The sequence below is a fragment of the Pseudomonas sp. IT-P12 genome (genome assembly GCF_949767465.1).
Lineage (GTDB): Bacteria > Pseudomonadota > Gammaproteobacteria > Pseudomonadales > Pseudomonadaceae > Aquipseudomonas.
The window spans coordinates 499,860-525,057 of record NZ_CATKPY010000022.1 but is presented as its reverse complement, the minus strand read 5'-3'; the positions used below and the strand labels follow the sequence as shown (position 1 = coordinate 525,057).

The following is a 25,198-nucleotide window of genomic DNA, read 5'->3' as shown; positions in this document are numbered from 1 at the left end:
GGGGCACGATGACGACGCGCTCTTTGATTATTCTTGATGGTGTCGGTATTCGGCAGGCTACTGAATCGAATGCTTTCGCCGCAGCGAGGAAGCCGACGTTTGATGCGCTGCTCAAACGTTTCGCCCACAGCGAGATCGCGACGTCAGGTCTTGCTGTTGGACTGCCCGAGGGGCAGATGGGGAACTCCGAGGTTGGTCACATGAACCTCGGCGCGGGGCGGGTGGTGTACCAGAGCCTGACCCGAATTGATAAAGCACTCTCGGACGGAGAGTTCTCACACAACCCGGCACTACAGTTGTTGCTCCAAGGGGTAAAGAGTCGCGATGGTGCCGTGCACGTGATGGGGCTCCTTTCTCCGGGCGGCGTGCATAGTCATATCGATCAGATTATCGCGGCTTGTGGTTGCCTGGTTGAGCAAGGTGTCGGGAAAGTTTATGTGCATGGCTTTCTCGATGGTCGAGACACGCCGCCCAAGAGCGCTTTAGCCTCGCTTGAGGCTTTGGAAAACGCGTTTGTGAAACTGGGCGCCGGGCGCATTGTTTCGCTGGTCGGTCGCTACTATGCAATGGATCGCGACAACCGCTGGGGGCGTGTGGAATCGGCCTACCGATTGATTGTCGGCGGCGAAGCCGAACATCAGGCTGAAACGGCGTCGGTAGCTTTGTCTGCCGCTTACGAACGTGGGGAGTCGGACGAATTCGTCAAGCCAACCACGATTGGACAACCCGTCAGAGTCGGTGTCGATGACGCCATGATCTTCATGAACTTTCGCCCCGATCGGGCGCGAGAGTTGACCCAGGCGTTGATCCAACCGGATTTCACGGCGTTCGAGCGGCCGTTAGTGGTGGACAAGGATCGCTTGCTGACATTGACGCAGTATTCCGAAGAGCTGAGTTGCCTGTGTGCATTCCCTCCTGAAGCTATTCACAACAGCTTGGGGGAACACTTGGCCAGACTTGGGAAAACGCAATTGCGCATTGCCGAAACCGAGAAGTACGCCCACGTGACGTTCTTTTTCAACGGCGGTCGAGAGCAGCCTTTTGAGGGTGAAGAGCGAATCCTGATTCCGTCGCCTGACGTTGCTTCCTACGATTTGCAGCCTGAGATGAGCGCCCCACTGTTGACTGACAAACTGGTCAACGCTATCGCCGGCGGCACATTCGATCTGATCGTTTGCAACTATGCCAACGGCGATATGGTGGGTCATACGGGCTCCTTCGATGCTGCCGTCAAGGCAGTCGAGGTGCTCGATGAATGCCTGCGTCGCGTGGTTGAAGCAACCCTCGCAGTTGGTGGTGAATGTTTGATTACCGCCGACCATGGCAACGTTGAGCAAATGCTCGATGCGACGTCTGGCCAGGCCCACACGGCGCATACCTTGAATCCGGTACCGCTGATTCTGGTCAGTGAGCAACCTGGGCGACACGGGCTGAAGCATGGCCGGTTGTGCGATATCGCTCCAACCCTGTTGCAGATGCTGGGTTTGCCGATTCCGTCTGAGATGGATGGCAACTCGCTTCTCACCGTCTGATTGGCTGACAGGTGCCATCAGTGCATCGCCGCACCGACGATTGGTTTGGTCGCCCCCGTCGAGGCGATGTGGCTTACCACGACTCGCTCATTTGAGCATGCGGGCATCACCGAATTTGGTGATGCCTTTTTTTCTGGGCAATCGAGAGTTTTGACGTTATGGAATGGTTTCTCAATCCGGAAATCTGGATCGCGTTTTTTACCCTGACAGTGTTGGAAATTGTTTTGGGTATCGACAACATCATCATGATTTCGATTTTGGTCAGCCGCATGCCCAAAGCCATGCAGCCCAAAACCCGCTTCTTCGGTTTGGCACTGGCCATGGTCACGCGCATTCTTCTGCTGCTGTCCATCACGTGGATCATGCAACTGACTACCGATCTGTTTCATGTCTTCGATCAAGGGATTTCGGGGCGTGACCTGATTCTGTTCTTCGGTGGATTGTTCTTGCTATGGAAAAGCAGCAGCGAAATCTTCCAGGAACTGGAAGGTGGCGAAGAGGGGGAGGCTGAGTTTGGTAAAAAGGGGGCGGGCTTTCTGAGCACCATCATTCAGATTGCGATCATCGATATCGTCTTCTCGCTGGACTCGGTGATCACAGCTGTCGGAATGGTTTCTCATGTACCGGTGATGGTTGCCGCTATCGTCGTCGCTGTGTTGATCATGATGCTTGCGGCCGGGGCGATCAGTGCGTTCATCGACAAGCATCCGAGCCTGAAAATGCTGGCCCTGGCGTTCCTGATTGTTGTGGGCGTCGTGCTGATTGCCGATGCGATGGGGATGCACGTACCGAAGGGTTACGTCTATTTTGCAATGGCGTTCTCACTTGCGGTCGAGGCATTGAACATTCGCTTCAGGACGCTTAAGGCTGCGTGAGTCCGTCGCAGACGGGGCAAGGACGCCCCGCTACGGCAATTTTTTTCAGATACAGACAGGACAGTCGCCAACGCGTGGCCATCACCTCGACGAAGAGGCAGCACCGTTGGTGGGGTCGCCTTCAGAAAGCATCTGTTTCATGCGTTCTCGTTCATCGACGCCGGGCAGTACCCCCGTGGTCGTGGCCTCCAGCACGATGACACCTTGTGCATTGGAAACACTGACTTCAGCTTTTGCGTGACCGCGTTCATCGATGTTCACAATAAGCCAGTGACAGATGATCTGTTCTCCTGGGTAAACCGGTCGTTTGAACTCAAAACTCATTCCTTTGGCCAGCCAACCGATTTGTCCGCCGATTTCGGTAATGAGGCTGGCTGTCAGTAGGCCATGGGCTACAGGTGTCTTGAATCCGCGAATCGATGCATAACGCGCGTCGCAGTGAACAGGGTTGTAATCCCGAGAGATCTGCGCGAATCGGCGGATATCCTCATCTGAAAAACAACGATCGATGGTGAAGCGGTCTCCGACCTGAAGACCTTCGGCAGCGCGTTCTCTGAGGCTTTTCATAGCAGATCCTTGGGCTAGAAAGTGTGCTCGGGGCCGGGAAAAGTTCCAGCACCTACATCCATTGCAAAATCCTTCGCCGCGTTGTGAAGAGCCGAGCGAAGATCGGCGTATTGCTTGACGAAACGCGGCATGCGACCGGTGCGCAGTCCGGCCATATCCTGCCAGACGAGGACTTGGGCATCGCATTGATTTCCCGCGCCGATACCAACCGTTGGAATTGAAACCGCTTCGGTAATCGCTCGACCCACATCGCCTGGCACCATCTCGATCAAAATCGCGAACGCGCCTGCGGCTTCAAAAGCTTTGGCACTGTCGAGCAAACGCTGTGCATCCTCGCCCCGGCCCTGGACACGAAAGCCGCCCAATTGATGTTCGAACTGTGGCGTGAAACCGATGTGGGCCATGACCGGTATGCCTGAACTCGTCAGCTTCTCGACTTGAGGCAGCATCTCGATGCCACCTTCCAGTTTGACCGCGTGGGCACCGGCTTCTTTCATGAAGCGCACGGCGGTATGGAAACATTGCTCGGCCGAGGCCTGATAAGAACCGAAAGGCAGATCGGCAATCACCAGGGCTCGCTGAGTGGAGCGACTGACCGCCCGAACCAGCGGAATCAGTTCATCAACGGTTACCGATAGCGTGGACTCATTGCCGTAGACGTTGTTGGAGGCAGAGTCGCCCACCAGAAGAACCGGTATACCCGCGTCGTCGAAAATGGCAGCGCTATACATATCGTATGCAGTGAGCATCGCCCATTTCCGGCCTTCCACTTTCATTTGTTTCAGATGCGGTATGCGCACCCGGGTCGCCGCCTGCGCGTGAGTTGCGTTGCCGTAAGGTGCGGGCTGATCGCTCATGAACACTGCCTCGATAAAAAAGGATTAATCCAGTATCTGCTCGGCGAGCAGAATGACTGCGATGATGATCATTGCCGCGCCAGAGAACCGGCTGACGAACCGAGCCGCCGTGGGTCGTGCATGCAGAACGGCCTGAGAACCGAAGCCGACCAAAAGATAGATCACCCCGCAACTGATCGTGTGGACCAAACCAAGTGCAATCATCTGTAGCGGCACGGGCCAAGGGGCGGAGGCGTGGGCAAATTGCGGTAGTAACGCCAGGAACAACAGAAACACTTTCGGGTTGAGCCCGCTCACGCACAGGCCCTTGATCGCCCAGCGTGTCCAGGAGTTCGAAACCTGAACATCATCGGCATGGGGTGTCGAAGGGCGGGCAAGCATGTTGATTCCCAGCCAAAGCAGATAGGCCGCTCCGGCAATCGTTAGCACGGTCAAGGCCAAAGGGTGGTTGGCTACCAGCGTGCCGACGCCTGCGGCAACCACCATGGTTGCAATCAGGTGGCCGGACAGAAGTCCGCCCACGGCAGGTATGACGACCCTTCCTTTCAAACCGGCGGATATGGCGTAGGCCCAGTCTGCGCCCGGGGTTATGACGAATAGAATCGACACCGCCCAGAAGGCAATAAACACACTGAGACTCATGGCGCCACCCACGTGTCTTGCTGATAACTCATCGTCCTGCTCCGGAAGAATTGGATGCGAGGAAGAATAGTGAAATGTTGTTAGAATTTACTTTCAAAGATGTTCGGTGTATCGCGTGAATGAGGGAGATTCTTCCAAATGGACCGAATTGATCGAAAGATTCTTTCTGAATTGCAAAAAGACGGCCGACTTTCAGTGACTGAACTCGCCGAGCGTGTCGGATTGAGCCTTTCACCTTGCCATCGTCGAGTCCGAGCGCTGGAGGAGTCGGGAGTACTGCTCGGTTACAGAGCCCAACTGGACCCTGGCGCCTTGGGCCTCAACTTTTCCGCCATGGTGTTCGCTACCCTTCGCGAAGGTGACAGACAAGCTGTTGAGGCTTTCGAAACGGCGCTCCTCGGAATTCCCCAGATAGTCGATGCTCAACGGCTTTTTGGTGAACCGGATTACCTGCTTCACGTCATTACTCAAGATTTGCCAGCCTTTCAGCGACTCTACGATGAGAGTCTTTCGACGTTGCCGAATGTGCAGAGGCTGACGTCGACGCTCGTTATGAAGCGGGTCGTGCAGGATCGACCCTTGCCTCTGTGATACGAAAATAACCTTCGACACGCAGAGGGGTGTCGGCTGCGCAATTAGATCATCAAGTTGTCAGTTTCGGTCATTGAGCGCCCGGTCGAGTGCCCATAATCTGTTGTGCATGACAGAGGGGCGCCCAAGAGCGCCCTCACTTTTTCCGTGATCGCTCGACGTGGAGTTTTCGATGACCGCCGCTCACTATCCGCACCTGTTGGCCCCGCTGGACCTGGGTTTCACCACGTTGCGCAACCGCACCCTGATGGGTTCGATGCACACCGGGCTCGAGGAAAAACCCGGCGGTTTCGAACGCATGGCGGCCTACTTCGCCGAGCGTGCCCGTGGTGGCGTCGGCCTGATGGTGACGGGCGGTATCGGCCCTAACGACGAAGGTGGCGTGTATTCCGGCGCGGCCAAGCTGACCACCGAGGAAGAAGCGCTCAAACACCAGATCGTCACCCGCGCGGTGCACGAGGCGGGCGGCAAGATCTGCATGCAGATCCTCCATGCCGGTCGTTATGCCTACAGCCCGAAACAGGTTGCACCGAGCGCCATCCAGGCGCCGATCAACCCGTTCAAGCCCCGGGAGCTGGACGAGGAAGGCATCGAGAAGCAGATCAGCGATTTCGTCACCTGTTCGATGCTGGCGCAAAAAGCCGAGTACGACGGTGTCGAGATCATGGGCTCGGAAGGGTATTTCATTAACCAGTTCCTCGCCGCGCACACCAACCACCGCACCGACCGTTGGGGCGGCAGCTACGAAAACCGCATGCGCCTGCCGGTGGAAATCGTCCGCCGTGTGCGCGAAGCGGTCGGCCCGAACTTCATCATCATCTTCCGCCTGTCGATGCTCGACCTGGTCGAAGGCGGCAGCAGCTGGGAAGAGATCGTGACCCTGGCCAAGGCCATCGAACAGGCCGGCGCGACGATCATCAACACCGGCATCGGCTGGCACGAGGCGCGCATCCCGACCATCGCCACCAAGGTGCCGCGTGCGGCGTTCAGCAAGGTCACGGCGAAATTGCGCGGTTCGGTGGGCATCCCGCTGATCACCACCAACCGCATCAACACCCCGGAAGTGGCCGAGCAGATCCTGGCCGAAGGCGATGCCGACATGGTGTCGATGGCGCGCCCGTTCCTGGCCGACCCGGATTTCGTGAACAAGGCCGCCGCGGGCCGTGCCGATGAAATCAACACCTGCATCGGCTGCAACCAGGCGTGTCTGGATCATACCTTTGGCGGCAAGTTGACCAGTTGCCTGGTCAACCCGCGGGCTTGCCACGAAACCGAGCTCAACTACCTGCCGGTGCAGTCGATCAAGAAAATCGCGGTGGTCGGCGCCGGTCCCGCCGGGCTGTCGGCGGCCACCGTGGCCGCCGAGCGCGGGCATCAGGTGACGCTGTTCGATTCGGCCAGCGAAATCGGCGGCCAGTTCAACGTCGCCAAGCGTGTGCCGGGCAAGGAAGAGTTCTACGAAACCCTGCGTTATTTCAATCGCAAACTGCAGACCAGCCACGTCGAGGTGTGCCTGAACACCCGCGTCGACGTGGCGCAACTGGTTGAAGGCGGTTATGACGAGATCATCCTGGCCACCGGTATCGCGCCGCGTACGCCGGCCATCCCGGGCGTCGACAACGCCAAGGTCCTGAGCTACCTGGACGTGATTCTCGAGCGCAAGCCGGTGGGCAAGCGTGTGGCCGTGATCGGCGCCGGTGGGATCGGTTTCGATGTGTCGGAGTTCCTGGTGCATGAGGGGGTGGCGACCAGCCTGGACCGTGCAGCGTTCTGGAAAGAATGGGGCATCGACACCCAGCTCCAGGCGCGCGGCGGCGTGGCCGGGATCAAGGCTGAACCCCATGCCCCGGCACGCGAAGTGTTCCTGCTGCAACGCAAGAAAACCAAGGTCGGTGACGGCCTGGGCAAGACCACCGGCTGGATCCACCGCACCGGTCTGAAGAACAAGCACGTGCAGATGCTCAACAGCGTCGAGTACCTGAAGATCGACGACCAGGGGCTGCACATTCGCATCGGCGAAACCGGAGAGCCGCAGGTGCTGGCGGTGGACAACATCGTGATCTGCGCCGGCCAGGACCCGCTGCGCGAACTGCACGACGGCCTGGTCGCGGCGGGGCAGACGGTGCACTTGATTGGCGGCGCGGACGTGGCGGCGGAGCTGGATGCCAAGCGGGCGATCAACCAGGGGTCGCGCCTGGCGGCCGAGCTGTAACACGCCGGTTGATCCTGCCGGTGGCTTTCGCGGGCAGGCTCGCTCCCACAAGGGCTTGCAAACACTGGAGATCCAAGCCGGGCTTGCCCGCGATAGCGTCCTCAAGGCTGTTAAGATGCCGGCTCTTTACCCAGAGCCGGCCTCCATGCTTCTCCCTCCCCGCGACTGGCAGCCCCAGGCCCCGCTCGAACCCCTCCACCTCGACTGGCTCAGCGCCGCCAGCCTCGAACTCGCGATCCTGCGCCTCGACCTGATCGACCCGTTCATCAGCGGCAACAAGTGGTTCAAGCTCATCGAGCACCTCAGGGCCGCCGACCGTGCGGGGGCAGCAGGCATCATCAGCCTGGGCGGTGCCCATTCCAATCACTTGCACGCGCTGGCCGCTGCTGGCCAGCGCTTTGGTTTCCGCACCGTGGGGCTGCTGCGTGGGCATGCGCAGCAGACGCCAACGGTCAACGATCTGCAGGCGTTCGGCATGCAATTGCACTGGCTCGGTTACGGCGGTTATCGCGCGCGGCACGAGGCCGGTTTCTGGACGCCCTGGCAGGCGCAATACCCGGAGCTGTGGCCGGTGCCCGAAGGGGGTGGTGGATGGCCGGGGGCCAAGGGCTGCCTGTCGTTGAAGGCGATGGTCGGGCCGCAACTGAGCAGGTTGGGCTGGAGCGGTTACGACGGCTGGTGGCTGGCGTGCGGGACCGGCACCACGCTGGCGGGGCTGATGCTGGCCGAAGCGGGCGAACATCCTGTCTACGGTGCGTTGGCGGTGCCCGGCGACCATGGCGTGGCGCAGCAGGTCGAGGCGATTGCACAGGAGGCGGGCTCGCCCGGGCTGCGCTGTGAATTGTTCGACGCCAGCCGTGGCGGGTTCGGCAAGGTCGATCCGTTGCTGCTGGACTTCATCGCCCGGACCGAACACGCCACTGGCATTCCCCTCGAACCGCTGTACACCGGCAAGGCGTTGCTGGCGCTCAGGCAGCACGTCGAAGCAGGACGATTCGAAAGGGGCACGCGTTTGATCTTCATCCACACCGGCGGCTTGCAGGGCCGTCGCGGTTTTCAATGATCGCGGTTCAGTCGCGCTTGGGCATCATCCGCAGCAGTGTGTTATCGCGCACCACATAGTGGTGATAGATCCCCGCCAGGGCATGCAGCCCGATCAGCCAGTAGCCAATCGTGCCACCCAGTTCATGCCAGTCCTGGATGCGTTTGGCGAACGCCTTGTCTTCCGCGACCAGCAGCGGCAGGTCAAAGCCGTAGAACATCACCTGATGGCCCTTGGCACTGGTGACCAGCCAACCGAGGATCGGCATCGCGATCATGAAAACGTACAGCGCCCCGTGCATCAGGCGCGCAAGCGTGGTTTGCCACTTCGGCGAGGCGGGGAAAATCTGAGGCGCCGGGCCGAGGCTGCGGGCGAACAGCCTGAACCAGACCAGCACGAACACCGTCAGCCCGAGCATGAAGTGCGACTCGGTGATCAGCGTTCGGCCACCGCTGCCCTTGGGGAAGATCCCGCGAAACTCGATGCAGGCGTAAACCAGCGCCAGCAGGACCAGCATCAACCAGTGCAGCGTGATCGAGACGGTGCTGTACCGGGATTCGGAGTTCTTCCAGGGCATACGGCGTTCCTCACAGGTCGGTTCAAGCCACCGTTCTTGGCCGACGGTGTGCGTTAACTGTAATCCTGTTTGGTCGGCTTTGCCCGCCCCTGTCGGAGCGAGCCTGCTGGCGATGGCGTTCAGCGCACCGCTGGGTGTCAGGCGCCCGGCGTTGTCGTTGACACCTTCGCGAGCAGGCTCGCTCCTTCTGGGGTTCACGACCACTGGATCAGTTGCTTTGCGGCATCTCACCCTGGGCCAGGCGCCGGTTGATGTCGGCGATCACGGGCGGCAGATCGACGATGCTGTCGATCATGTAGTGCGGGCGCGAACCTTCGAACAGCGCCTGGATACGCTTGCGCTCGCTGGCCAGTCGCTCGCTGTCGAGGGCCAGGTAACCGTCGTAGTCCAGACCCAGCGCATTGCCCGAGCAGAGCAGGGCGACGGTCCACATGCCGGCGCGGCGGCCTTCGAGAATGCCCGGCACGGTGTCGTCGATCTTCACGCACGCCGCGACATCGTCGATGCCCAGCGCGATGACGTTGGCCAATGCCTGGGCCGGCCATGGGCGGCCGTTGGGCACTTCGTCGGTGGCGACCACATGATCGGCGATGTAGCCATTGGTGGCGGCCAGCTCGACCACCTTGTCCATGACCTGCTTCGGGTAGCCGGAACAGGAACCGATTTTGATCCCCTGGGCACGCAACTGCGCGATGCTGTCCAGCGCGCCGGGTATCAGCGCCGAGTGCTCGGCGATCTTCTCGATCTGCAGCGGCATGAAGCGATTGTAAATGGCAGTGACGTCAGCGTCGGTCGGCGTGCGGCCGAAGGCCTTGCGATAGCGTTCGGCAACGGCCGGCTGGTCGCACAGGGTGCGGATGTGATCCCACTTGCCCATGCCCATCGGGCCACGGGCTTCTTCAATGGAGACCTGAACGTCGAACTCGGCGAACGCTTCGACAAAGATCTGCGTGGGCGCGAACGAGCCGAAGTCGACCACGGTGCCGGCCCAGTCGAGGATGGCAGCCTGGAGTTTGGTGGGTTGGGTGTAATTCATGATGATCGTTTCCTGTGGCAAAGGTCGGTTCTTCGTGGGAGCGAGCAAAAAGGGTGTGGGTCAGATTTCCAGCACTTCCATCTCCCGCAGTACCTCGCCGATGGCGGCCACGGCGAGGCGCATGTCGGCCGGCTGGACATGACCGATGCAGCCGACGCGGAAGGTCTCGACCTGGGTCAGTTTGCCGGGGTAGAGGATGTAACCCTTGGCCTTGACCCGCTCGTAGAATTCCTTGAACTGATAACGCGGGTCCGTCGGGGCGTGGAAGGTGGCGATGATGGGCGCCTGGATCGCCGCCGGCAGGAAGCTGCGCAGCCCCAGATTGCTCATTGCTTCCATCAGTGCCTGGCAGTTGGCGGCGTAACGCTCATGCCGCGCCGGCAGGCCACCTTCTTCGTTGTATTGCAGCAGGGCTTCATGCAGGGCGGCGACCACGTGGGTCGGCGGGGTGAAGCGCCACTGGCCGGTCTTGGCCATGTAGCTGTGCTGGTCGAACAGGTCCATCGCCAGCGAATGCGAGTGACCGGCCGACTGGGCCAGCGAATCCTTGCGAGCGAAAACGAAGCCCATGCCCGGCACACCCTCCAGGCATTTGCCGGAGGCGGCAATCAGGGCGTCGAAAGGCACCTGCTGCGCATCCACCGGCAACGCACCGAAGGAGCTCATGGCGTCGATGATCAGGCGTTTGCCGTGCCGTGCTACGACCTGGGCGATGTCCGGCAGCGGGTTGAGAATGCCGGTGCTGGTTTCGCAGTGGATCAGCGCGACATGGGTGATCCCGGCATCGGCGTGCAGCAGGCGGTCAACGTCGGCGGCGGTGGTGGGCTCGTCTTCGGCTGTTTCAAACGTGCTGAAGGGACGCCCGAGCACTTCGCAGATCTTCGCCAGGCGTTTGCCGTAAGCGCCGTTGATCAGCACCAGGATCTTGCCGTCACGGGGCACCAGCGTGCCGATCGCCGCTTCGACCGCGAAGGTGCCGCTGCCCTGCAACGGGATGCAGTGGTGGCTGTCAGCGCCGTTGATGATTGCCAGCAGTTGTTCGCAAAGGCTGGCGGTCAGTTGGTTGAAGCGATCATCCCATGAACCCCAGTCGACCATCATCGCCTGACGGGTGCGGGCCGAAGTGGTCAGTGGGCCGGGGGTGAGCAGGATGGGTTCGGCAATACTCATTCTCGTGTCCTCGCAAACGGTGGGATGAAGCTACGGGGCTTAAATTGCAATTTGCCGTCTCATCAATCAAATTGTTTGTTGTTATGCCAGTCATCAGTGGGACTTATCCATGAACCTGTTTCAGCTCCGAGCCTTCGATGCGGTCGCCCGCGAAGGCAGCTTCACCCGCGCCGCCGAGCGATTGTTCATCAGCCAGCCCGCCGTCACGGGGCACATCAAGGCCCTGGAAGAGCACTATCAGATCACCCTGCTGCGGCGCACGGCGCGTCGGGTCGAACTGACGGAGGAGGGCACAAAGCTGGCCGCCATCACCCGGGCAATGTTTAGCCTGGCGGAGGAGGCCCAGGTGATGCTCGAGGCCAATCGGCAGTTGCTCACCGGACGCCTGGAGGTGGCCGCCGACGGGCCGCACATGGTCATGCCGATGTTGGCCAGTTTGCGTGCGCGCTACCCGGGCATCACTGTGAACCTGCGCCTGGGCAACGCCCAGGAGACCCTTGCTGCGTTGTTGTCCGAACATACCGACATCGCGGTATTGACCGAGGTCGAACCGCGCAAGGGGTTGCATTTGCAAGCGTTGAGCGAATCGCGGATGTGTGCGTTGGTGCCTCAGGGGCATCCGTGGACGCACAAACCCAAAGGTGTGCCGCTCAAGGCGCTGGACCAGGTGATCATGGTGTTGCGCGAGCCGGGGTCGATCACCCGCCGCACGTTTGACCAGGCGTGCGCGCAGGCGATGGTCAACCCGAGGGTGTTGCTGGAGCTGGACAGCCGCGAGGCGGTGACCGAAGCGGTCGCCGCAGAGTTGGGCGTGGGGGTGGTGTCGTCGGTCGAGGTCAGCCATGACCCGCGGGTGGTGGCGGTGCCGATTATCGGTGAGGGCCTGGTGAACCGGCACATGATGGGGTGCATGGAACGCCGACGGGACTTGCGCTTGATCCAGGCGTTTTTCGAGCTGGCGCCCACTCCGTAGAGCGAGTCCATTCAGGTAGAACACCGTCAAACGCGGCAGCCGGTTTGCTCGCGAAGCGGCCGGACCTGCCTACACCAGACTCTCGCGCACCATCTCCAGAAACGTCGCCACCACCCGCCGTGAACTCTGCTCGCGCAAGCACACCAGCGTCTCCGTCAGGCGCCGGGTGCAATCGATGATCGGCAAGGCGCACACCCGCGAATCGGCACCGAACTCGGCGGCCGACACCACACCGACGCCGATCCCGACGACCACCGCCTCACGCGCCGCTTCCCGACCTTCAACCTGGATCGCCGGGCGAATGCGAAAGCCCGCCCGGGCCATTTCGTCTTCCAGGGTCTGGCGCGTGACCGAGCCGATCTCCCGCAACACCAGCGGCGTGTCGTCGAGGTCCTTCAGGCAGATCGATTCGCGATTCGCCCATGCGTGATTGCGCGAAACAAATGCCACCATCGGGTCATTGCGCAGGGGCAGGGAGAGGAGGCGCTCGTCGCTGACATCGCGCCCCAGCAACGCCAGATCGGCCTGATAGTTGAACAGGCGGTATAGCGATTCATCGGTGTTGCCGGTTTCGATTTTCACGCTGATGCCGGGGTAGCGTTCGCAGAACCGCGCGATCTGCGGCAGCACGTGTACCGGCGCGTCCACCGCGAGGATCAGGCTGCCGGTTTGCAAGGCCCGGGAGTCGTGGAGCAGTTCCTGGGCTTCGGCCTCGATCACGAACAGCCGCTGCGTGATGCTGAGCAAGCGCTCACCCAGGTCGGTCAGGCGCACCGAACGTTTATTGCGGTGGAACAGCAGCACGCCGAAGCGCTCTTCGAGTTTTCGCACCTGATCGGAAATGGCGGGCTGGGTGAGAAAAAGCCGCTCGGCGGCGCAGGTGAAGCTTCCGTGGACGGCCACGGCGTGGAAGGCTTTGAGCTGGGCATGGGAAACCGACATCGAAACCTCCAGTAACAAGCTGGGCTTATATTTGAAATACGATAAATCGATTTCACTTATTTATCAGTAGTTGTTTTTATCAGCCTCAGTCGCGGTGACTGTTCAGTCGAACAGCGCGGTGACCATGAGCCTGTGCGTGCAACTGCAGGACTCATCTGACCGGTATCGCCTAGGGAAGCAGCGATATCGCAGTGCTCAACAATAAAAAGACAGGCGTTATTTCTCAATTTCTGCCGGCACACTCACACCCTGAGGTCAGAACCACAATGAACAAGCACATCGGCACCATCAAGCGTTGGCGCGTGCAGATCTTCGCGATCACCTGGCTCGCCTACGCCGCTTTCTACTTCACCCGCAAAGCATTTTCCGTGGCCAAACTGGGGATCGCCGAAGACCCCACGTTCACGCTCGACAAAATGGCCATGGCCAACCTCGACGCCATTTACCTCGGCGCCTACGCCATCGGGCAATTCACCTGGGGCATCCTTGCCGATCGCTTTGGCCCGCGAGTCGTGGTGCTCGGCGGGTTGGTGATTTCCGCTGCGGCGGCGCTGGTGATGGGCAACTTCGCAACGGTGCCGATTTTCGCCACCTGCATGCTGATTCAAGGTCTGGCCCAGTCCACGGGATGGTCGGGGTTGTGCAAGAACATCGGCAGTTTCTTCCCCGCCGAACAGCGCGGTCGGGTGCTCGGTTTATGGAGTTCCTGCTATGCCTTTGGCGGGCTCGTGGCTTCGCCGTTTGCCGGTTGGTGGGCCTATACGCTCGTCGGCACCTGGCACGCGGCGTTCGTTTCCAGTGCGGCGGTCGTCGGGCTGGTCGCCGTGCTGTTTTTTATTTTTCAACGCAACAAGCCGGAGGACGTGGGCTTGCCGGCCGTGGAGCCGGAACCCGAGCTGACCGCTGAACAGGCGTATGTTCAAAGCCGGCTCAGCGTACTGGAACCCTTGAAGGAAATCCTGCGCAACCGCACGGTGCTGATTCTCGGCCTCGCGTATTTCCTGCTGAAACCGGCGCGCTACGCCATTCTGCTGTGGGGGCCGGTGATTGTGTTCGAGCAGATGCCGGCGGTGGGCAAGGTCGGTGCAGCGATCATTCCGACAGCCTTTGAACTGGCCGGGTTGCTCGGGCCTATCCTGCTCGGGCTGGCGTCGGACAAACTGTTCGGCGCCCGCCGCATGCCGGCCTGCGTGATCAGCCTGCTGGCGCTGACCGTATCGCTCGCCTTGTTCATGGGCGCCCTGCACACCGGCAGTGTGATCCTGGTGGTGGCGCTGTTGTTCGTGATGGGGCTGACCCTCTACGGACCGGATTCGATGATCAGCGGTGCGGCCGCCATCGATTTCGGCACCGCCAAGGCCGGTGCGACGGCGGCCGGGTTCGTCAACGGCTGCGGCTCGGTCGGGGCGATTCTGGGAGGTCTGCTGCCAGGCTACTTCGACTCCGTGACCGTGTTCATCATCTTTGCCGGCTGCGCGATGTTTTCCGCGCTGGTGCTGATCCCGCACTGGAATAGCCGTCCGGCTGGCCTGCGTGCCGATACCGCCTTCGTGCCGAACCGGCCGATGAGTGTCAAAACCCTGCGAACATAAGGAATGACCGATGAGACCTTTCTGGCTGGAACAGGCGCTGGAGGCTGAGTCCTGCGCGCCGTGCGAACCCTTGTCCGCAGACACCTGCGCTGACGTCTGCATCGTTGGCGGTGGCTACACCGGGTTATGGACCGCAATCATGCTCAAGGAGCAGGACCCGGAGCTGGATGTCGTGCTGATCGAGGCCGACATTTGCGGGGCTGGCGCCAGCGGCCGCAACGGCGGATGTGCGCTGTCGTGGTCGGCGAAGTATTTCACCCTGGAGAGGTTGTTCGGCGTCGAAGAGGCGGTGCGGCTGGTCAAGGAGTCCGAGCGCAGCATCCAGGCGATCGGCGCCTTCTGCGAACAGTACGGCGTGGACGCCGATTACCGCCTCGACGGCACGCTCTACACCGCGACCAACCGCGCGCAATGCGGTTCGACCGACGCGGTGATCGCCGCACTGGAGCGCAACGGCATCAATTCGTTTACACAGCGACCGGTCGCGGACGTGCAACGGATGGCGGGTTCCAGCAAACACCTGGAAGGCTGGTTTTCGCCAGCCGCGGCCAGCGTGCAGCCAGGAAAACTGGTGCGCGGCTTGCGCCGGGTGGCCTTGCAGCTTGGGGTGAGGATTCATGAAAACACGGCAATGACCGGTCTGGAGGAAGGCCGATCGGCGGGCATCCAGACCCCGAAGGGTCGGGTTCGCGCCGACCGGGTCGTGCTGGCGATGAACGCCTGGATGGCCCGTGCGTTCCCGCAGTTCGAGCGCAGCGTGGCGATCGTTTCCAGTGACATGCTGATCACCGAACCACGACCGGACCTGCTCACCGAGATCGGCTTGACCAGCGGTGTCACGGTGCTCGATTCGCGGATTTTCGTGCACTACTACCACAACACCCCGGACGGCCGAATCATGCTCGGCAAGGGTGGCAACACGTTCGCCTACGGCGGGCGAATGCTGCCCGTGTTCGATCAGCCGTCGCCGTATGCCGACCATTTGCAACACAGCCTGACGGATTTTTTCCCTTCGTTTGCCGGGGTCAGGGTGGACGCGACCTGGAACGGTCCCTCGGATCGCTCGGTCACCGGATTTCCCTTCTTCGGACAAATGAGTCCCCACGGCAACGTGTTCTACGGATTTGGCTATTCCGGCAGCGGGGTGGGGCCTTGTCACATGGGCGGTCAGATTCTCGCCTCGATGGTCCGGGGCCTCGACAATGCCTGGACCCGCTCCGCGCTGGTCAACGGCCCGTTGGGTTTTTTTCCGCCGGAGCCGATTCGTTACCTGGGCTCGCTGATGGTGCGCAACGCCATCCGCCGCAAGGAGCGCGCCGAAGACCATGGACGCCGGCCACGGCACCTGGATGTGCGTCTGGCGAAGTTCGCGGCAGCCGCAGGAAAGGCCGACAAAGGCTGATCAATGACCCGCGTGTGGTGGCGGTGCAGATTAGCGGTGAAAGCCTGGTGAACCGGCACAGGATGGGGTGCATGGAACGGCGACGGGATTTGCGCTTGATCCAGGCGTTTTTCGAGCTGGCGCCGTGACATTCGACGCAAAGGCTGACAGAAAAATCGCTTTCAGCCGGTCAGTTCCCACGCAACATGCCGAACGGATGATCGGGTAGAACACAACTTTTCAAGACCTTTCCCACAACGTATCTTATTGCCGCGTTTCGGCATCGGCGCCATAGTCTGGGCTCGCGGAATCATCCGCGAACGACCTTGGCCGGTCGGTGCAGGAAACGTTACAGCGCATCAACACCACCTCAGGCACTTTGTGCCTGACGTGTTGTTTTATGGCAGCTGTGCGTGGGACACCTTCGGGTGTGCCGGATCCTGTACCCGGTCGGCCAACCCGCGTGCAGCTGCCACCTACCTCGTTTGGCCGCGAAGGGTGGCAGCTCCAACTACAGGAGTTGCACAATGTTTGAAGTCATGCCGCGGTACCTTCCGATCGACACCTACGACGCCGAATCTCCGGTGCTCTTCGTCAACACCCACAAAGAACTCAGCCAGCTCACCGCCTGCGCCATGCACCGCTTCACGGTGGTGCGCGATCTGATGGACACGCTGTCCAGTCTGAACCTGAAAAACACCTCCGATTGTGATCTGGAACGGGTCATCCGCGCCGTGCACCTGCTCACCAGGGAAGGCTGCGAGGTGCTGAATGTGGTTCAGACGCGGGCGTTGCAGCGCGAGTATGAATACAACGCCACCACCTGATTTGCACGAGCGACCTCGTTCCGGGCGGCGTGCCGACGAGGGGCGTTTAACATTACGCGGGGGCCTGACATCCAGCGGCGCTTTCAAGTCCATCGCGAGCCGGCTCGCTCCCACAAAGGCATGTGCGGAACCTGTGGGAGCGAGCCGGATCAAGCCTTGCGGTTCAGCAGCCAGTCGAACAACAGGCGATCATCGCCCTTGGGCTGCCGGCCAGGACGAGGCCGCGGCGGGTTGCTGGCGGCGGCATACAGCACCGGGCGATCCGGATCACTGTCGAGAAAACTGACGAGCACGTCGCTGCCAGCCATCGGCAGGCTCTGTGGATCGACCCGGCTATGGGGCGTGGCGACGACCATGGGTATCCAGAATCCGTCGGCTTCATTGTCAGCGCTCTGCGTGGTTGGCCATAGCCGAACCTTGACCCGTCCCTGCTCGTCCAGCGGTGCCGGTTCGCCGACCGGGCCCAGCACCCGCGCCGCCTGGAAACCCGGGATGGCGGGCCTGGCGTGGGTGAGCGCGGGTCGGAACACCGTCGACCAGACAAGGGCGGTGAACTGGTTGCTGTAATGCCGAGCCCTGTCGGTGGCTCGGCGCTCGAGAATCGAAGGCTGCTGGCCCTGGTGGCGGATTTCAATCAGTAGCCACTGATCGTTGAAATGGGGCAGCGGATGTTCCGACACCTGGAGGAGTGCGCCGCTGCGCAACGCGCTCTGGTTGCTGCGCCCCTGCAACTGCCCCTGCCGACAGCGCAGGCGCTCGAGGATTCGTCGGCTTAGCCGCTCGTGGTCGAGCGGTGGCGGGGCGGGGGGCACGCAATGGGGCGGCGAGGTGTGGCGCTGGAACAGCTCGCTGATCACCGGACCCTGTTCGCCGGCAGACGTGTCGCCCTGGAAACGCATCAACAGCGGTTCCTCGGGGAAACTCTGGCTGTCGTCCGCCAGCACCAGCACATGACCGTCACGTCGATGTTCGAAGTGGTAGTGGATGCCTTCCTCTTCGCACAGCCGTTGCAGGAAGGTCAGGTCGCTCTCGTCGAACTGGATGCAGAACGGTCTGGCGGGATACCGCCCGTCCGGCAGTTCAAGGCGGTAGCTGTCTTCAGGCAAGCCGTTTTCTTCGAGCAACTGGCGCAGGATGGCGGGGACATTGAGTTGATGAAAGACCCGGCGCGAGCGCTGGCGGTCAAGGTTTTGCAGCCAGGGCACCAGCACCAGCCGGTAGTCGATCCGCTGCGTGCCGCGATGTTCACGGCTGGCGCTGTGAATGATGCCGTGCACGCCCTGCTCATCGGCGAAGCTGAAGAACACCGGTTGTTGCAGCAGCCGATCCAGATTGATGGCCGGGGCCAGGCCGATCACTTCGATTTCGAACCGGTACGGCTGGTTGAGTGCTTCATGGCCATTGAACTGCAAGACCTGCAAGCTCAAGTCTCCGTTGAGCAGGGTCAGGGTGTAGGGTCTTTCCTTGTTGTTATGCATCGAACGCGCCTCGGCCAGGGGGGGACAGGCGCAGAGGGTACGAAACCACGACACTTTAGGGTCATCACGATCGAGGTTTCCGAATCGCCCTACAACTTTCGGTGAAAATGTCGATTCGTCGGGATCGAATTTTTGGTCGATTGCCAACTTTAGGCCGTATAAACTTGCGCAAAGCGTCGGCCAATAGATGTCTCGGCGCCACAGACCAAGAGAGTGAGTAATGGGCGCACAGTGGAAGGTTAAACACAAAGAAGCGGCAGCCAATGCCAAGGGCAAGATCTTCGGCAAACTGGTAAAGGAAATCACCATTGCTGCGCGCAACGGTGCTGATGTCGCCACCAACGCACACCTGCGACTGGTGGTTGAACAGGCCAAGAAAGCTTCGATGCCCCGCGAAACCCTGGAACGTGCGATCAAGAAAGGCTCCGGCCAGCTCGGCGAAACCGTGCAATACCATCGCGTGACGTACGAAGGGTTCGCGCCGCACCAGGTGCCGCTGATCGTCGAATGCGTGACCGATAACATCAACCGCACCGTCGCCGAAATCCGCGTGGCCTTCCGCAAGGGCCAACTGGGGGCTTCCGGCTCCGTGGCCTGGGACTTCGACCATGTGGGCATGATCGAGGCGTCCCCGGACAGCCCGGACGCCGATCCGGAGCTCGCCGCCATCGAAGCCGGCGCACAGGATTTCGAACCGGCCGATGACGGCGCGACCCTGTTCATCACCGAGGCCAGCGACCTGGATTCGGTACAGAAGGCCCTGCCTGAACAGGGTTTCACGGTGTTGTCGGCGAAGCTGGGCTATAAGCCGAAGAACCCGGTCAGCGGCTTGAGCGACGAGCAAATGGCGGAAGTCGAAGCATTCCTGGAAGGCCTCGATAACCACGATGACGTGCAGGAGATGTTTGTCGGCCTGGCCGGTTAACGGGCTGATTGGGTGATGGCGTCATCGCCCGAATGCCTCCCGGAGCAGGCCCGCTGACACAGGTTCTGTACGATCCCTGTGGCAGCGGGCCTGCTCGCGAATGACCGCTCGGCGGTCACAAACCCTCCAGCGCCTGCACAATCTCAGCAAACCCCGGCCGTTCCAGTACCCGGGGCTGACAGCAGCGCTGCTGCAAGTCTTCAAGCCGCGCCCGATCCAAATCGCTCAACCCTGAGTCGATCCGCTCCAGCAATTCCCCGAGCAGCACGCCGAATGCGCGCACTTCGATCCGTTGCAACGCACGGCTTTCGAGGCTGTCCTGCGTGGCATGGAACGACGCCGCGCCAAAGTCTCCCAGCAAGCAATCACCCTGTTCGTTCCACAGGATATTGTGGCCGTAGAGGTCGCCGTGGGTGATGCCCTGGCGATGCAGGTGCTCGCCCACCGACGCGATGCCGCGGGCAATCCGCAACGCCACCGTTGCGCTGAACCGAGTGTCGTCGGCGTATACATCACGGCTGCAGGATTCCAGGCTCGGCAGCCCGGCGAGGTTGCGATAGCTTGGACCGACCAGCGCCATGACCAACCCGGCCTGTGCCTGCGGATGTTCGACAATCCGCCCTTCGACCCGGATCAGGTTGGGGTGAAGGCCGGCGGTGATGCAGGCGTTCATTTCATGCAGGGGTGACCCGTCACTGGTCATTTCGCCCTTGTAGAGTTTCACCGCAACGGCTTGGCTGTGCTTCCACAGGGCCTGATGGATGATGCCGGACGCGCCTTCGCCGAGCTTTTTCCCCAGATTCAGTTGCGACCAGGCAATGGTCGGTGTGGCCTCCAGCGCGGCGGCATCGGCTTCGGTTTCCAGCGGATTGCCGGCGTAAGCCAGCCAGGTCAGGCTTGGCAGCGTCAGCAGCCAGTCGGGTAACTCGGTCAACTGGTTGGCGGCGATGCGGGTCAGTTCCAGGCGATGGCAGTTGCGCAGGCTCTGGGGCAACTGTGTCAGGCGATTGCCGGCGAGCATCAGTTTTTGCAGGTACGGCCGTTCACCCAGTTCGCTCGGCAGTTCAGCGATGCGGTTGTCGGTCAGGATCAACCAGCGCAACAACGGCGGCAGCGCCTTGCCCGGCACGCTTTCGATGCGGTTGCCCTTGAAACCGACCATGGTCAGCGCCGCGCACTGTCCCAGGCACGTGGGAAGCTCGGTAAACCGGTTGCGGTCGCAGAACAACACACGCAGGCGGTGCAGACGGTGAAAGTCGTCCGGCAGGCTGCTCAAGGCATTGCCACTGAGATTGAGGACCTCCAGCGTGTCTGCCAGATCGAGGATTTCCCGGGGGAATTGCGTCAGGTCGGCGGCCAGGTCCAGGCGAGTCGCACCGGCCAGCAGACCGGCGCGCAGTTGGGCAAGGGTGTCCATGTAAAGGTTCGCTATTGATCGAGGGGAAGGGGCCGGGGCCTGAAAAAAGGCGACATGATAGCGGCAAATGTGCGGTGACGGTCGGTGTGCCGTCAGTCCGATTCTCCAATGACCACCAATTGCCCCAACCGGCTGCGCGTGCGCGCCAGGTCGATGGCCTCGCCGCCCAGGCTTTCGCACAGCGAGCGCTGGCCAATCAGGGTCAGGTGCTTGTCCTGGTCATACAGAACGTCCACCAGGTTGATGAAACGCTGCTGTGCGGCAATCGAACAGTCGGCGAGGTTGGGCAACTGGTCAATGAACCAGTGATCGAAGCGCCGGCACAGTTCCAGGTAATCCATGACGGCGGTCGGGTGGTCGCACAGATCGGCGAAAGTGAAAGCGATGGTACGGCCTGCGCAATGGCGAGCCGGAAGCTGACGGCTGCCGACGGCCAGCGCGATGGCCGGGGCGTCGGCTTCGGGCAGATTCAGCGCCTGGCGCTGTGCCACGCTGGCCGGCCAGACATACCGGCCCTGGGTAAACACCTGCTGGGCGTGGGTTCTGGCCTGGCTGCGATAGTCGTGCGGGCCACCGACTTCCATGACCTGCATGCGTGCGTTGATCAGGTCGATCACCGGTTTGAATCGCGCATGGTACAGCGGGTTGGGCAGCAGACCTTCGGGCGGGTAGTTCGACGTCACCAGCAGCAGGATGCCCCGGCGGAACAGGGCCTTGAACAGGCGCGCGATGAGCATCGCGTCGCCGATGTCATGCACGTGGAACTCGTCGAAACACAGCACCCGGCAATCGTTCAGCAGTTCATCGAGCGTGGTCGCCAGCGGGTCGTGATGATCGCGATGGCTGAACATGCCCTGATGCAACCGGGCGAAAAACTCATGGAAATGCAGGCGCTGTTTTTCCTCGATCGGCAACGCCTGGAAGAACCCGTCGAGCAACCAGCTTTTGCCGCGCCCCACGGCGCCGTACAGGTACAGGCCGGGCAGGGTTTTCCCCGGCGTGCCGAGCAGTGTCGTGGCGTACTGCGCCATGCAGTCGATCACTCGCTGCTGGCTGTGGCTGAGGGTGTAACCCTGGGTGTGGGCCTTGTGGCGGAAATAGTCATGCACCACGCGTGCGGTTGCACCCTCGCCGGCGGACGTGCTCGATACCTTGCCGAAGAGACGGCGCAACGCGGGCCAGCGTGCTGTAAAGCGCGAGCGGTTGTGTGGTCGAACGGCCACTGAAGTCACCCCGAAATCGTCAGGCAGGCAGTGTAACCAATCGGGGAAAAGTGCTTCCAGTCGTGTCGACGGATGAACCCGCAGTTAGACGGAAAAATGTGGGCTGTACAGTTTTCTATCGGGTGATGCACCGATGTTTTTTAGCAGCCCGGTACAAAATGGCCGCGCTTTCGCTGGATCCAATTTTCCCGTGTGGCTGGAAATTTCCCGTCCCGTTGCTAACCTGATGTTCAGGAGCCACCCCTCAAGGATCGGGTCGTGAATGGAATCGTCGTCGTGGCAGTCGCCAGCGTGATGCTCAGTGCACAGGTGCTGGCCGCCGAACTTCAGGTGCAAGTGCGGGTGGACGTGCAGCGCGGCTGTCAGCTGGTCGGCCAACAACGCAGCGCCGGCATCGAACAACTGGGTGTGCTCGACTTCGGTCAGACCGCGCGCCTGGACGATCCCGCCGGGCCTTTAGCGGCGGCGCTGACGAACCAGCGCCTGCCGCGCCTGGAGTGCAACCCCGATACCCCCTATCAACTGCGCATCGATGGCGGCCAGCACGGCGGCGTCGGTGACGTGCGCTACATGGCGGGTGCCGCCGGCAGCAAACCCATCCCTTATCGACTCTATCAGGACCCCGCGCGGTTGATCCCGCTGGCGGTGGATGTGCCGGTCAGTGGGCGTGTGCCGGACACCGGCAGTGTGGACCTGCCGCTGTATGCGCGCATAGAACGGCTGGCGGAGGTTGTACCTGTCGGTCGCTACACGGACCTGGTGAAGGTCACCGTCACCTGGTAGCGCCAATCGGGTCAGGGCCACCGCCGGGGCAGGTGGCGCAAGGAAGCGAGCGTTGCGTGAACGCTCGGAATCGGAAGGAGTCGGGACAGGCGTGATGACAGTCAGGCAGTGGTTCTTGATCGGCATCGTGGCAGTGACATGGCCGGGTGCAGGCACGCAGGCAGCCGTCAGCGGGCAGATTCACGCGCGGCTGACCATCATCGCCGGTTGCGAAGTCTCCAATGGCGGCGCCGGCGGCCCTGCCAACGGTTTCGGCACTCTGGATTTCGGTCAGCAGGGCCCGACTTGGGACAGCCCGATCAGCGCCAGCCTGGGGGAAGACGGCAGCGGCAGATTGAATGTCGCCTGCGATCCCTCGGTCAACGGTTTCACCGTCACCATCGATGGCGGTGCCCACGGCGACGGCACCACCCGACGCCTGAGCAACGGGCGCCAGACCCTTCCTTATCAACTGTTCCTCGATGCCTCTGGACAGCAGAGCTACAGCATCGGCCAACAACACAATTTCGCCGTCACCAGCGGCACCCAGATACCGATTCCGGTGTTTGGCTCGGTGGTGGCGAACGCCCGCGCGATACCGGCCGGTGTCTATACCGACACCTTGACCGTAACGCTCGATTGGTAACCCCGTAGAGGACGGACTCCATGCGCACATTCGCTACAAGGATTGGTTTATCGCTGCTGGGCCTGACGCTGGTGTCCAGTGCCCAGGCGGCCACCACTGTCACCGGCCAGATCACGTCCAGCCTGACCCTGATCAGCAGCTGTCAGGTCAACGGGGCGGGTGGTTCCAGCGGGCTGAATTTCGGTGCCTTGAACTTCGGCACCGCCGACAGCCTGTTCACCACCGCCACCGGGCAAGTCCTGGGGGGCGGCGGCGGGGCGCTGTCGATCCTGTGCTCCAGCGGCACCACGCCCACGCTCACGGTGCGTGGCGGCGCCCACGATGGCCAGTCGTCGGGTGGCACACGGGCGTTGTATGACGGTGTCGCCAACTACGTGCCCTACGATTTGTACACCGACGCCGGGCACTCACAGATCATCGGCATCAACGGTGTGATCAACCTGGCCGCCAGCACGGGCGTGGCGCAGACCGTGAACATCTATGGTCAGGCCGTGGGTAAGCCCGGGCTGCCGGCGGGCACATACACCGACACGATTTCCGTCGAACTGACGTTCTAGAACGATGAACCGCCAGGGATGGGCCGCACTGTTATTGATATGGACGGGCAGCCTGCCGGTGCCGTTGCCTGCGGCGACCAGCCAGAGCTTCCAGGTCAGCGCCACGGTGGTGCCAGGTTGCCTGGTGGTCGGCGGGGTCTCCAGCTATGGCAGCCTGAACTTCGGCAGCCAGTCGGCGCTGGCCAGCAATACCGTGCGGGTGGCGCTGACGGCGGGCGTGCAGTTGCAATGCACCCCCGGTGTGACCCTGAACATGACCGTCGATGGCGGCCAGTACAACAACAGTGGACGGCACATGCAGCTCAGCACGGGCAGCAACCGCGTGGCGTATCAGCTGTTTCGCGATGCGGGGTACAGCCAGAGCCTGGGCATCGGCCAAACCGTGGCGGTGGCCTATGCCGACGCCAACAACATCCGCCTGCCGATCTACGGCCAGGTGCAATTGCCGGGCAATCAGCCTGGGGGGACCTACAACGATGTGCTGCAAGTGCAGCTCTCGTGGTAAGGCGGCGTTTTTGAATGAACCTGGGCACAAGGAGTGGACACATGGGTTTACCTTCACGGCGGCATCGGGTCGCGCGTCATGCCCTGTTGGCGCTGTTGCTGTTGGCGACTGTCAGGGCCCAGGCGGCCAGTTCGGTGCTGATCTGGCCCATCGATCCGGTGCTGGAAGCCGATCAGCAGGCCAGCGCGCTATGGCTGGAAAACCGTGGCGACGAGACGGCCAACCTGCAGATCCGCGTGTTTGCCTGGAGCCAGAGCGGTTTCAGCGACCAGTACCAGAACCAGCGCGACGTGATCGGCAGCCCGCCCGTGGCGAAGATCGAGCCGGGCCAGAAACAACTGGTCCGTCTGACCCGCACCCGCGAGATACCGCCGGGGCAGGAGCTGGCCTATCGCATCATCATTGACGAAATCCCCTCGGCGAAACCGTCCGCTGCCGAAGACGGCAAGACTGCGGCGGCGATTCGTTTCCAGATGCGTTACTCGGTGCCGCTGTTTGCCTATGGCGCGGGCCTGTGGAGCAAGGAGGACGCCAGTCGCCAACGTGACCCGAAAGGCGCGGGCCTGCCGGATTTGAGCTGGCGCACGGTGGCCGTGGATGGCCGGCCCTATGTGGAAGTGCGCAATCGGGGGGCGGTGCATGCGCGGTTGACGGATGTCGCGCTCAAGCAGGGCGGCCAGGCCAGACCGCTGGTGGAAGGCCTGCTCGGCTACGTGCTGCCGGGCGCGATCATGCGCTGGCCGGCGCCCGCTCCGATGGCCGGCGATCCCGCCTTGCAGGTCCGGGTCAACGGCGCGCCACAGGTTCAGAGCATTCCGCCGGCACGCTGAGTCGTTGGGTGACGGGCAGGGAGGACAAGGTCCATTGAC

Annotated in this window: 25 protein-coding genes and 1 pseudogene; 16 read left to right on the top strand and 10 right to left on the bottom strand. The window is 61.8% G+C overall.

Annotation, left to right across the window (positions count from 1 at the left end):
* The first annotated feature begins 8 nt into the window (after positions 1-8).
* Both gpmI and ACM6IM_RS17170 read left to right on the top strand, forming a co-directional pair.
* The gene (gene gpmI, locus ACM6IM_RS17175; protein WP_414865790.1) at positions 9-1,532 is read left to right on the top strand and encodes a 2,3-bisphosphoglycerate-independent phosphoglycerate mutase; all 1,524 of its coding nucleotides are present in this window, start codon (positions 9-11) and stop codon (positions 1,530-1,532) included.
* Between the two features lie 158 nt (positions 1,533-1,690).
* Positions 1,691-2,407 (top strand): TerC family protein, encoded by a 717-nt coding sequence (locus tag ACM6IM_RS17170; RefSeq protein ID WP_414865789.1) that lies wholly within the window; start codon positions 1,691-1,693, stop codon positions 2,405-2,407.
* 81 nt (positions 2,408-2,488) lie between these two features.
* Here the strand turns inward: ACM6IM_RS17170 and ACM6IM_RS17165 are convergent, their stop codons facing one another.
* Genes ACM6IM_RS17165 through ACM6IM_RS17155 form a run of 3 tightly spaced genes read right to left on the bottom strand, consistent with a single transcriptional unit; the run spans position 2,489 to position 4,473 of the window.
* Entirely contained in the window at positions 2,489-2,974 is a 486-nt protein-coding gene (locus tag ACM6IM_RS17165; RefSeq protein WP_131106816.1) for a MaoC family dehydratase, read from the bottom strand.
* A 14-nt stretch (positions 2,975-2,988) separates the two neighbouring features.
* Positions 2,989-3,831, bottom strand: a complete 843-nt coding sequence (panB, locus tag ACM6IM_RS17160; RefSeq protein WP_414865788.1) for a 3-methyl-2-oxobutanoate hydroxymethyltransferase — start codon at positions 3,829-3,831, stop codon at positions 2,989-2,991.
* A 24-nt stretch (positions 3,832-3,855) separates the two neighbouring features.
* Complete coding sequence (locus ACM6IM_RS17155; protein ID WP_414865787.1) at positions 3,856-4,473, bottom strand: LysE family translocator; 618 nt, start codon at positions 4,471-4,473, stop codon at positions 3,856-3,858.
* A gap of 138 nt (positions 4,474-4,611) precedes the next feature.
* Between ACM6IM_RS17155 and ACM6IM_RS17150 the strand changes: the two genes are divergently transcribed.
* The 3 genes from ACM6IM_RS17150 to ACM6IM_RS17140 all read left to right on the top strand — a co-directional run bounded on the left by ACM6IM_RS17150 (position 4,612) and on the right by ACM6IM_RS17140 (position 8,339).
* Positions 4,612-5,064, top strand: coding sequence for an Lrp/AsnC family transcriptional regulator (locus ACM6IM_RS17150; RefSeq protein WP_007973385.1), 453 nt, complete (start codon positions 4,612-4,614; stop codon positions 5,062-5,064).
* A gap of 172 nt (positions 5,065-5,236) precedes the next feature.
* Positions 5,237-7,276, top strand: a complete 2,040-nt coding sequence (locus ACM6IM_RS17145) for an FAD-dependent oxidoreductase (RefSeq protein ID WP_414865786.1) — start codon at positions 5,237-5,239, stop codon at positions 7,274-7,276.
* Between the two features lie 145 nt (positions 7,277-7,421).
* Entirely contained in the window at positions 7,422-8,339 is a 918-nt protein-coding gene (locus tag ACM6IM_RS17140; RefSeq protein WP_414865785.1) for a 1-aminocyclopropane-1-carboxylate deaminase/D-cysteine desulfhydrase, read from the top strand.
* 7 nt (positions 8,340-8,346) lie between these two features.
* On the opposite strand, the gene ACM6IM_RS17135 is transcribed toward ACM6IM_RS17140, so the two are convergent.
* From ACM6IM_RS17135 to ACM6IM_RS17125, 3 genes are all read right to left on the bottom strand, one after another.
* Positions 8,347-8,895, bottom strand: a complete 549-nt coding sequence (locus tag ACM6IM_RS17135; RefSeq protein WP_414865784.1) for a cytochrome b — start codon at positions 8,893-8,895, stop codon at positions 8,347-8,349.
* 208 nt (positions 8,896-9,103) lie between these two features.
* Positions 9,104-9,931 (bottom strand): phosphonoacetaldehyde hydrolase, encoded by an 828-nt coding sequence (phnX, locus tag ACM6IM_RS17130; protein ID WP_192304479.1) that lies wholly within the window; start codon positions 9,929-9,931, stop codon positions 9,104-9,106.
* Positions 9,932-9,991: 60 nt separating this feature from the next.
* The gene (locus tag ACM6IM_RS17125) at positions 9,992-11,101 is read right to left on the bottom strand and encodes a 2-aminoethylphosphonate--pyruvate transaminase (protein ID WP_192304477.1); all 1,110 of its coding nucleotides are present in this window, start codon (positions 11,099-11,101) and stop codon (positions 9,992-9,994) included.
* Between the two features lie 109 nt (positions 11,102-11,210).
* Between ACM6IM_RS17125 and ACM6IM_RS17120 the strand changes: the two genes are divergently transcribed.
* Positions 11,211-12,074 carry a LysR substrate-binding domain-containing protein gene (locus ACM6IM_RS17120; protein WP_414865783.1) on the top strand — a complete coding sequence of 288 codons (864 nt, stop codon included), beginning with the start codon at positions 11,211-11,213 and terminating at the stop codon, positions 12,072-12,074.
* A gap of 69 nt (positions 12,075-12,143) precedes the next feature.
* Here ACM6IM_RS17120 and ACM6IM_RS17115 read toward each other — a convergent pair whose 3' ends face one another.
* Positions 12,144-13,016 (bottom strand): LysR family transcriptional regulator, encoded by an 873-nt coding sequence (locus ACM6IM_RS17115; protein WP_192304473.1) that lies wholly within the window; start codon positions 13,014-13,016, stop codon positions 12,144-12,146.
* A 266-nt stretch (positions 13,017-13,282) separates the two neighbouring features.
* Here ACM6IM_RS17115 and ACM6IM_RS17110 point away from each other — a divergent pair, with 266 nt between their 5' ends.
* The 4 genes and pseudogenes from ACM6IM_RS17110 to ACM6IM_RS17095 all read left to right on the top strand — a co-directional run bounded on the left by ACM6IM_RS17110 (position 13,283) and on the right by ACM6IM_RS17095 (position 16,816).
* Entirely contained in the window at positions 13,283-14,608 is a 1,326-nt protein-coding gene (locus ACM6IM_RS17110) for an MFS transporter (protein WP_192304471.1), read from the top strand.
* Positions 14,609-14,618: 10 nt separating this feature from the next.
* Complete coding sequence (locus ACM6IM_RS17105) at positions 14,619-16,010, top strand: FAD-dependent oxidoreductase (RefSeq protein ID WP_414865782.1); 1,392 nt, start codon at positions 14,619-14,621, stop codon at positions 16,008-16,010.
* A gap of 2 nt (positions 16,011-16,012) precedes the next feature.
* A pseudogene (locus ACM6IM_RS17100) lies at positions 16,013-16,138 on the top strand (LysR family transcriptional regulator); the annotation flags it as partial.
* 378 nt (positions 16,139-16,516) lie between these two features.
* A complete protein-coding gene (locus ACM6IM_RS17095; protein WP_192304467.1) occupies positions 16,517-16,816 on the top strand; it encodes a hypothetical protein in 300 nt (99 codons plus the stop codon).
* Positions 16,817-16,965: 149 nt separating this feature from the next.
* Here ACM6IM_RS17095 and ACM6IM_RS17090 read toward each other — a convergent pair whose 3' ends face one another.
* The gene (locus ACM6IM_RS17090; RefSeq protein WP_414865781.1) at positions 16,966-18,294 is read right to left on the bottom strand and encodes a type VI secretion system Vgr family protein; all 1,329 of its coding nucleotides are present in this window, start codon (positions 18,292-18,294) and stop codon (positions 16,966-16,968) included.
* 220 nt (positions 18,295-18,514) lie between these two features.
* On the opposite strand from ACM6IM_RS17090, the gene ACM6IM_RS17085 reads away from it, so the two are divergent.
* Entirely contained in the window at positions 18,515-19,219 is a 705-nt protein-coding gene (locus tag ACM6IM_RS17085) for a YebC/PmpR family DNA-binding transcriptional regulator (RefSeq protein ID WP_192304463.1), read from the top strand.
* 115 nt (positions 19,220-19,334) lie between these two features.
* On the opposite strand, the gene ACM6IM_RS17080 is transcribed toward ACM6IM_RS17085, so the two are convergent.
* Positions 19,335-20,636 carry a leucine-rich repeat-containing protein kinase family protein gene (locus tag ACM6IM_RS17080; RefSeq protein ID WP_414865780.1) on the bottom strand — a complete coding sequence of 434 codons (1,302 nt, stop codon included), beginning with the start codon at positions 20,634-20,636 and terminating at the stop codon, positions 19,335-19,337.
* 92 nt (positions 20,637-20,728) lie between these two features.
* The gene (gene zapE, locus ACM6IM_RS17075) at positions 20,729-21,859 is read right to left on the bottom strand and encodes a cell division protein ZapE (protein ID WP_414865779.1); all 1,131 of its coding nucleotides are present in this window, start codon (positions 21,857-21,859) and stop codon (positions 20,729-20,731) included.
* 258 nt (positions 21,860-22,117) lie between these two features.
* Here zapE and ACM6IM_RS17070 point away from each other — a divergent pair, with 258 nt between their 5' ends.
* The 5 genes from ACM6IM_RS17070 (at position 22,118) to ACM6IM_RS17050 (ending at position 25,159) form a co-directional block, all read left to right on the top strand.
* Complete coding sequence (locus ACM6IM_RS17070) at positions 22,118-22,642, top strand: spore coat U domain-containing protein (protein ID WP_414865778.1); 525 nt, start codon at positions 22,118-22,120, stop codon at positions 22,640-22,642.
* 94 nt (positions 22,643-22,736) lie between these two features.
* Positions 22,737-23,267 carry a spore coat U domain-containing protein gene (locus ACM6IM_RS17065; protein WP_201190836.1) on the top strand — a complete coding sequence of 177 codons (531 nt, stop codon included), beginning with the start codon at positions 22,737-22,739 and terminating at the stop codon, positions 23,265-23,267.
* A 20-nt stretch (positions 23,268-23,287) separates the two neighbouring features.
* Complete coding sequence (locus ACM6IM_RS17060; RefSeq protein WP_414865777.1) at positions 23,288-23,824, top strand: spore coat U domain-containing protein; 537 nt, start codon at positions 23,288-23,290, stop codon at positions 23,822-23,824.
* A gap of 4 nt (positions 23,825-23,828) precedes the next feature.
* Entirely contained in the window at positions 23,829-24,329 is a 501-nt protein-coding gene (locus ACM6IM_RS17055) for a spore coat U domain-containing protein (protein WP_192304454.1), read from the top strand.
* A gap of 41 nt (positions 24,330-24,370) precedes the next feature.
* Positions 24,371-25,159 carry a molecular chaperone gene (locus tag ACM6IM_RS17050; protein ID WP_414865776.1) on the top strand — a complete coding sequence of 263 codons (789 nt, stop codon included), beginning with the start codon at positions 24,371-24,373 and terminating at the stop codon, positions 25,157-25,159.
* The last annotated feature ends 39 nt before the right edge of the window (positions 25,160-25,198 follow it).

What these genes read in the sequence shown, in the direction of transcription:
- gpmI (WP_414865790.1), top strand. Translation starts at nt 9, where the DNA reads ATGACGACGCGCTCTTTGATTATTCTTGATGGTGTCGGTATTCGGCAG.
- ACM6IM_RS17170 (WP_414865789.1), top strand. Translation starts at nt 1,691, where the DNA reads ATGGAATGGTTTCTCAATCCGGAAATCTGGATCGCGTTTTTTACCCTG.
- ACM6IM_RS17165 (WP_131106816.1), bottom strand. Translation starts at nt 2,974, where the DNA reads ATGAAAAGCCTCAGAGAACGCGCTGCCGAAGGTCTTCAGGTCGGAGAC.
- panB (WP_414865788.1), bottom strand. Translation starts at nt 3,831, where the DNA reads ATGAGCGATCAGCCCGCACCTTACGGCAACGCAACTCACGCGCAGGCG.
- ACM6IM_RS17155 (WP_414865787.1), bottom strand. Translation starts at nt 4,473, where the DNA reads ATGAGTCTCAGTGTGTTTATTGCCTTCTGGGCGGTGTCGATTCTATTC.
- ACM6IM_RS17150 (WP_007973385.1), top strand. Translation starts at nt 4,612, where the DNA reads ATGGACCGAATTGATCGAAAGATTCTTTCTGAATTGCAAAAAGACGGC.
- ACM6IM_RS17145 (WP_414865786.1), top strand. Translation starts at nt 5,237, where the DNA reads ATGACCGCCGCTCACTATCCGCACCTGTTGGCCCCGCTGGACCTGGGT.
- ACM6IM_RS17140 (WP_414865785.1), top strand. Translation starts at nt 7,422, where the DNA reads ATGCTTCTCCCTCCCCGCGACTGGCAGCCCCAGGCCCCGCTCGAACCC.
- ACM6IM_RS17135 (WP_414865784.1), bottom strand. Translation starts at nt 8,895, where the DNA reads ATGCCCTGGAAGAACTCCGAATCCCGGTACAGCACCGTCTCGATCACG.
- phnX (WP_192304479.1), bottom strand. Translation starts at nt 9,931, where the DNA reads ATGAATTACACCCAACCCACCAAACTCCAGGCTGCCATCCTCGACTGG.
- ACM6IM_RS17125 (WP_192304477.1), bottom strand. Translation starts at nt 11,101, where the DNA reads ATGAGTATTGCCGAACCCATCCTGCTCACCCCCGGCCCACTGACCACT.
- ACM6IM_RS17120 (WP_414865783.1), top strand. Translation starts at nt 11,211, where the DNA reads ATGAACCTGTTTCAGCTCCGAGCCTTCGATGCGGTCGCCCGCGAAGGC.
- ACM6IM_RS17115 (WP_192304473.1), bottom strand. Translation starts at nt 13,016, where the DNA reads ATGTCGGTTTCCCATGCCCAGCTCAAAGCCTTCCACGCCGTGGCCGTC.
- ACM6IM_RS17110 (WP_192304471.1), top strand. Translation starts at nt 13,283, where the DNA reads ATGAACAAGCACATCGGCACCATCAAGCGTTGGCGCGTGCAGATCTTC.
- ACM6IM_RS17105 (WP_414865782.1), top strand. Translation starts at nt 14,619, where the DNA reads ATGAGACCTTTCTGGCTGGAACAGGCGCTGGAGGCTGAGTCCTGCGCG.
- ACM6IM_RS17095 (WP_192304467.1), top strand. Translation starts at nt 16,517, where the DNA reads ATGTTTGAAGTCATGCCGCGGTACCTTCCGATCGACACCTACGACGCC.
- ACM6IM_RS17090 (WP_414865781.1), bottom strand. Translation starts at nt 18,294, where the DNA reads ATGCATAACAACAAGGAAAGACCCTACACCCTGACCCTGCTCAACGGA.
- ACM6IM_RS17085 (WP_192304463.1), top strand. Translation starts at nt 18,515, where the DNA reads ATGGGCGCACAGTGGAAGGTTAAACACAAAGAAGCGGCAGCCAATGCC.
- ACM6IM_RS17080 (WP_414865780.1), bottom strand. Translation starts at nt 20,636, where the DNA reads ATGGACACCCTTGCCCAACTGCGCGCCGGTCTGCTGGCCGGTGCGACT.
- ACM6IM_RS17065 (WP_201190836.1), top strand. Translation starts at nt 22,737, where the DNA reads ATGACAGTCAGGCAGTGGTTCTTGATCGGCATCGTGGCAGTGACATGG.
- ACM6IM_RS17060 (WP_414865777.1), top strand. Translation starts at nt 23,288, where the DNA reads ATGCGCACATTCGCTACAAGGATTGGTTTATCGCTGCTGGGCCTGACG.
- ACM6IM_RS17055 (WP_192304454.1), top strand. Translation starts at nt 23,829, where the DNA reads ATGAACCGCCAGGGATGGGCCGCACTGTTATTGATATGGACGGGCAGC.
- ACM6IM_RS17050 (WP_414865776.1), top strand. Translation starts at nt 24,371, where the DNA reads ATGGGTTTACCTTCACGGCGGCATCGGGTCGCGCGTCATGCCCTGTTG.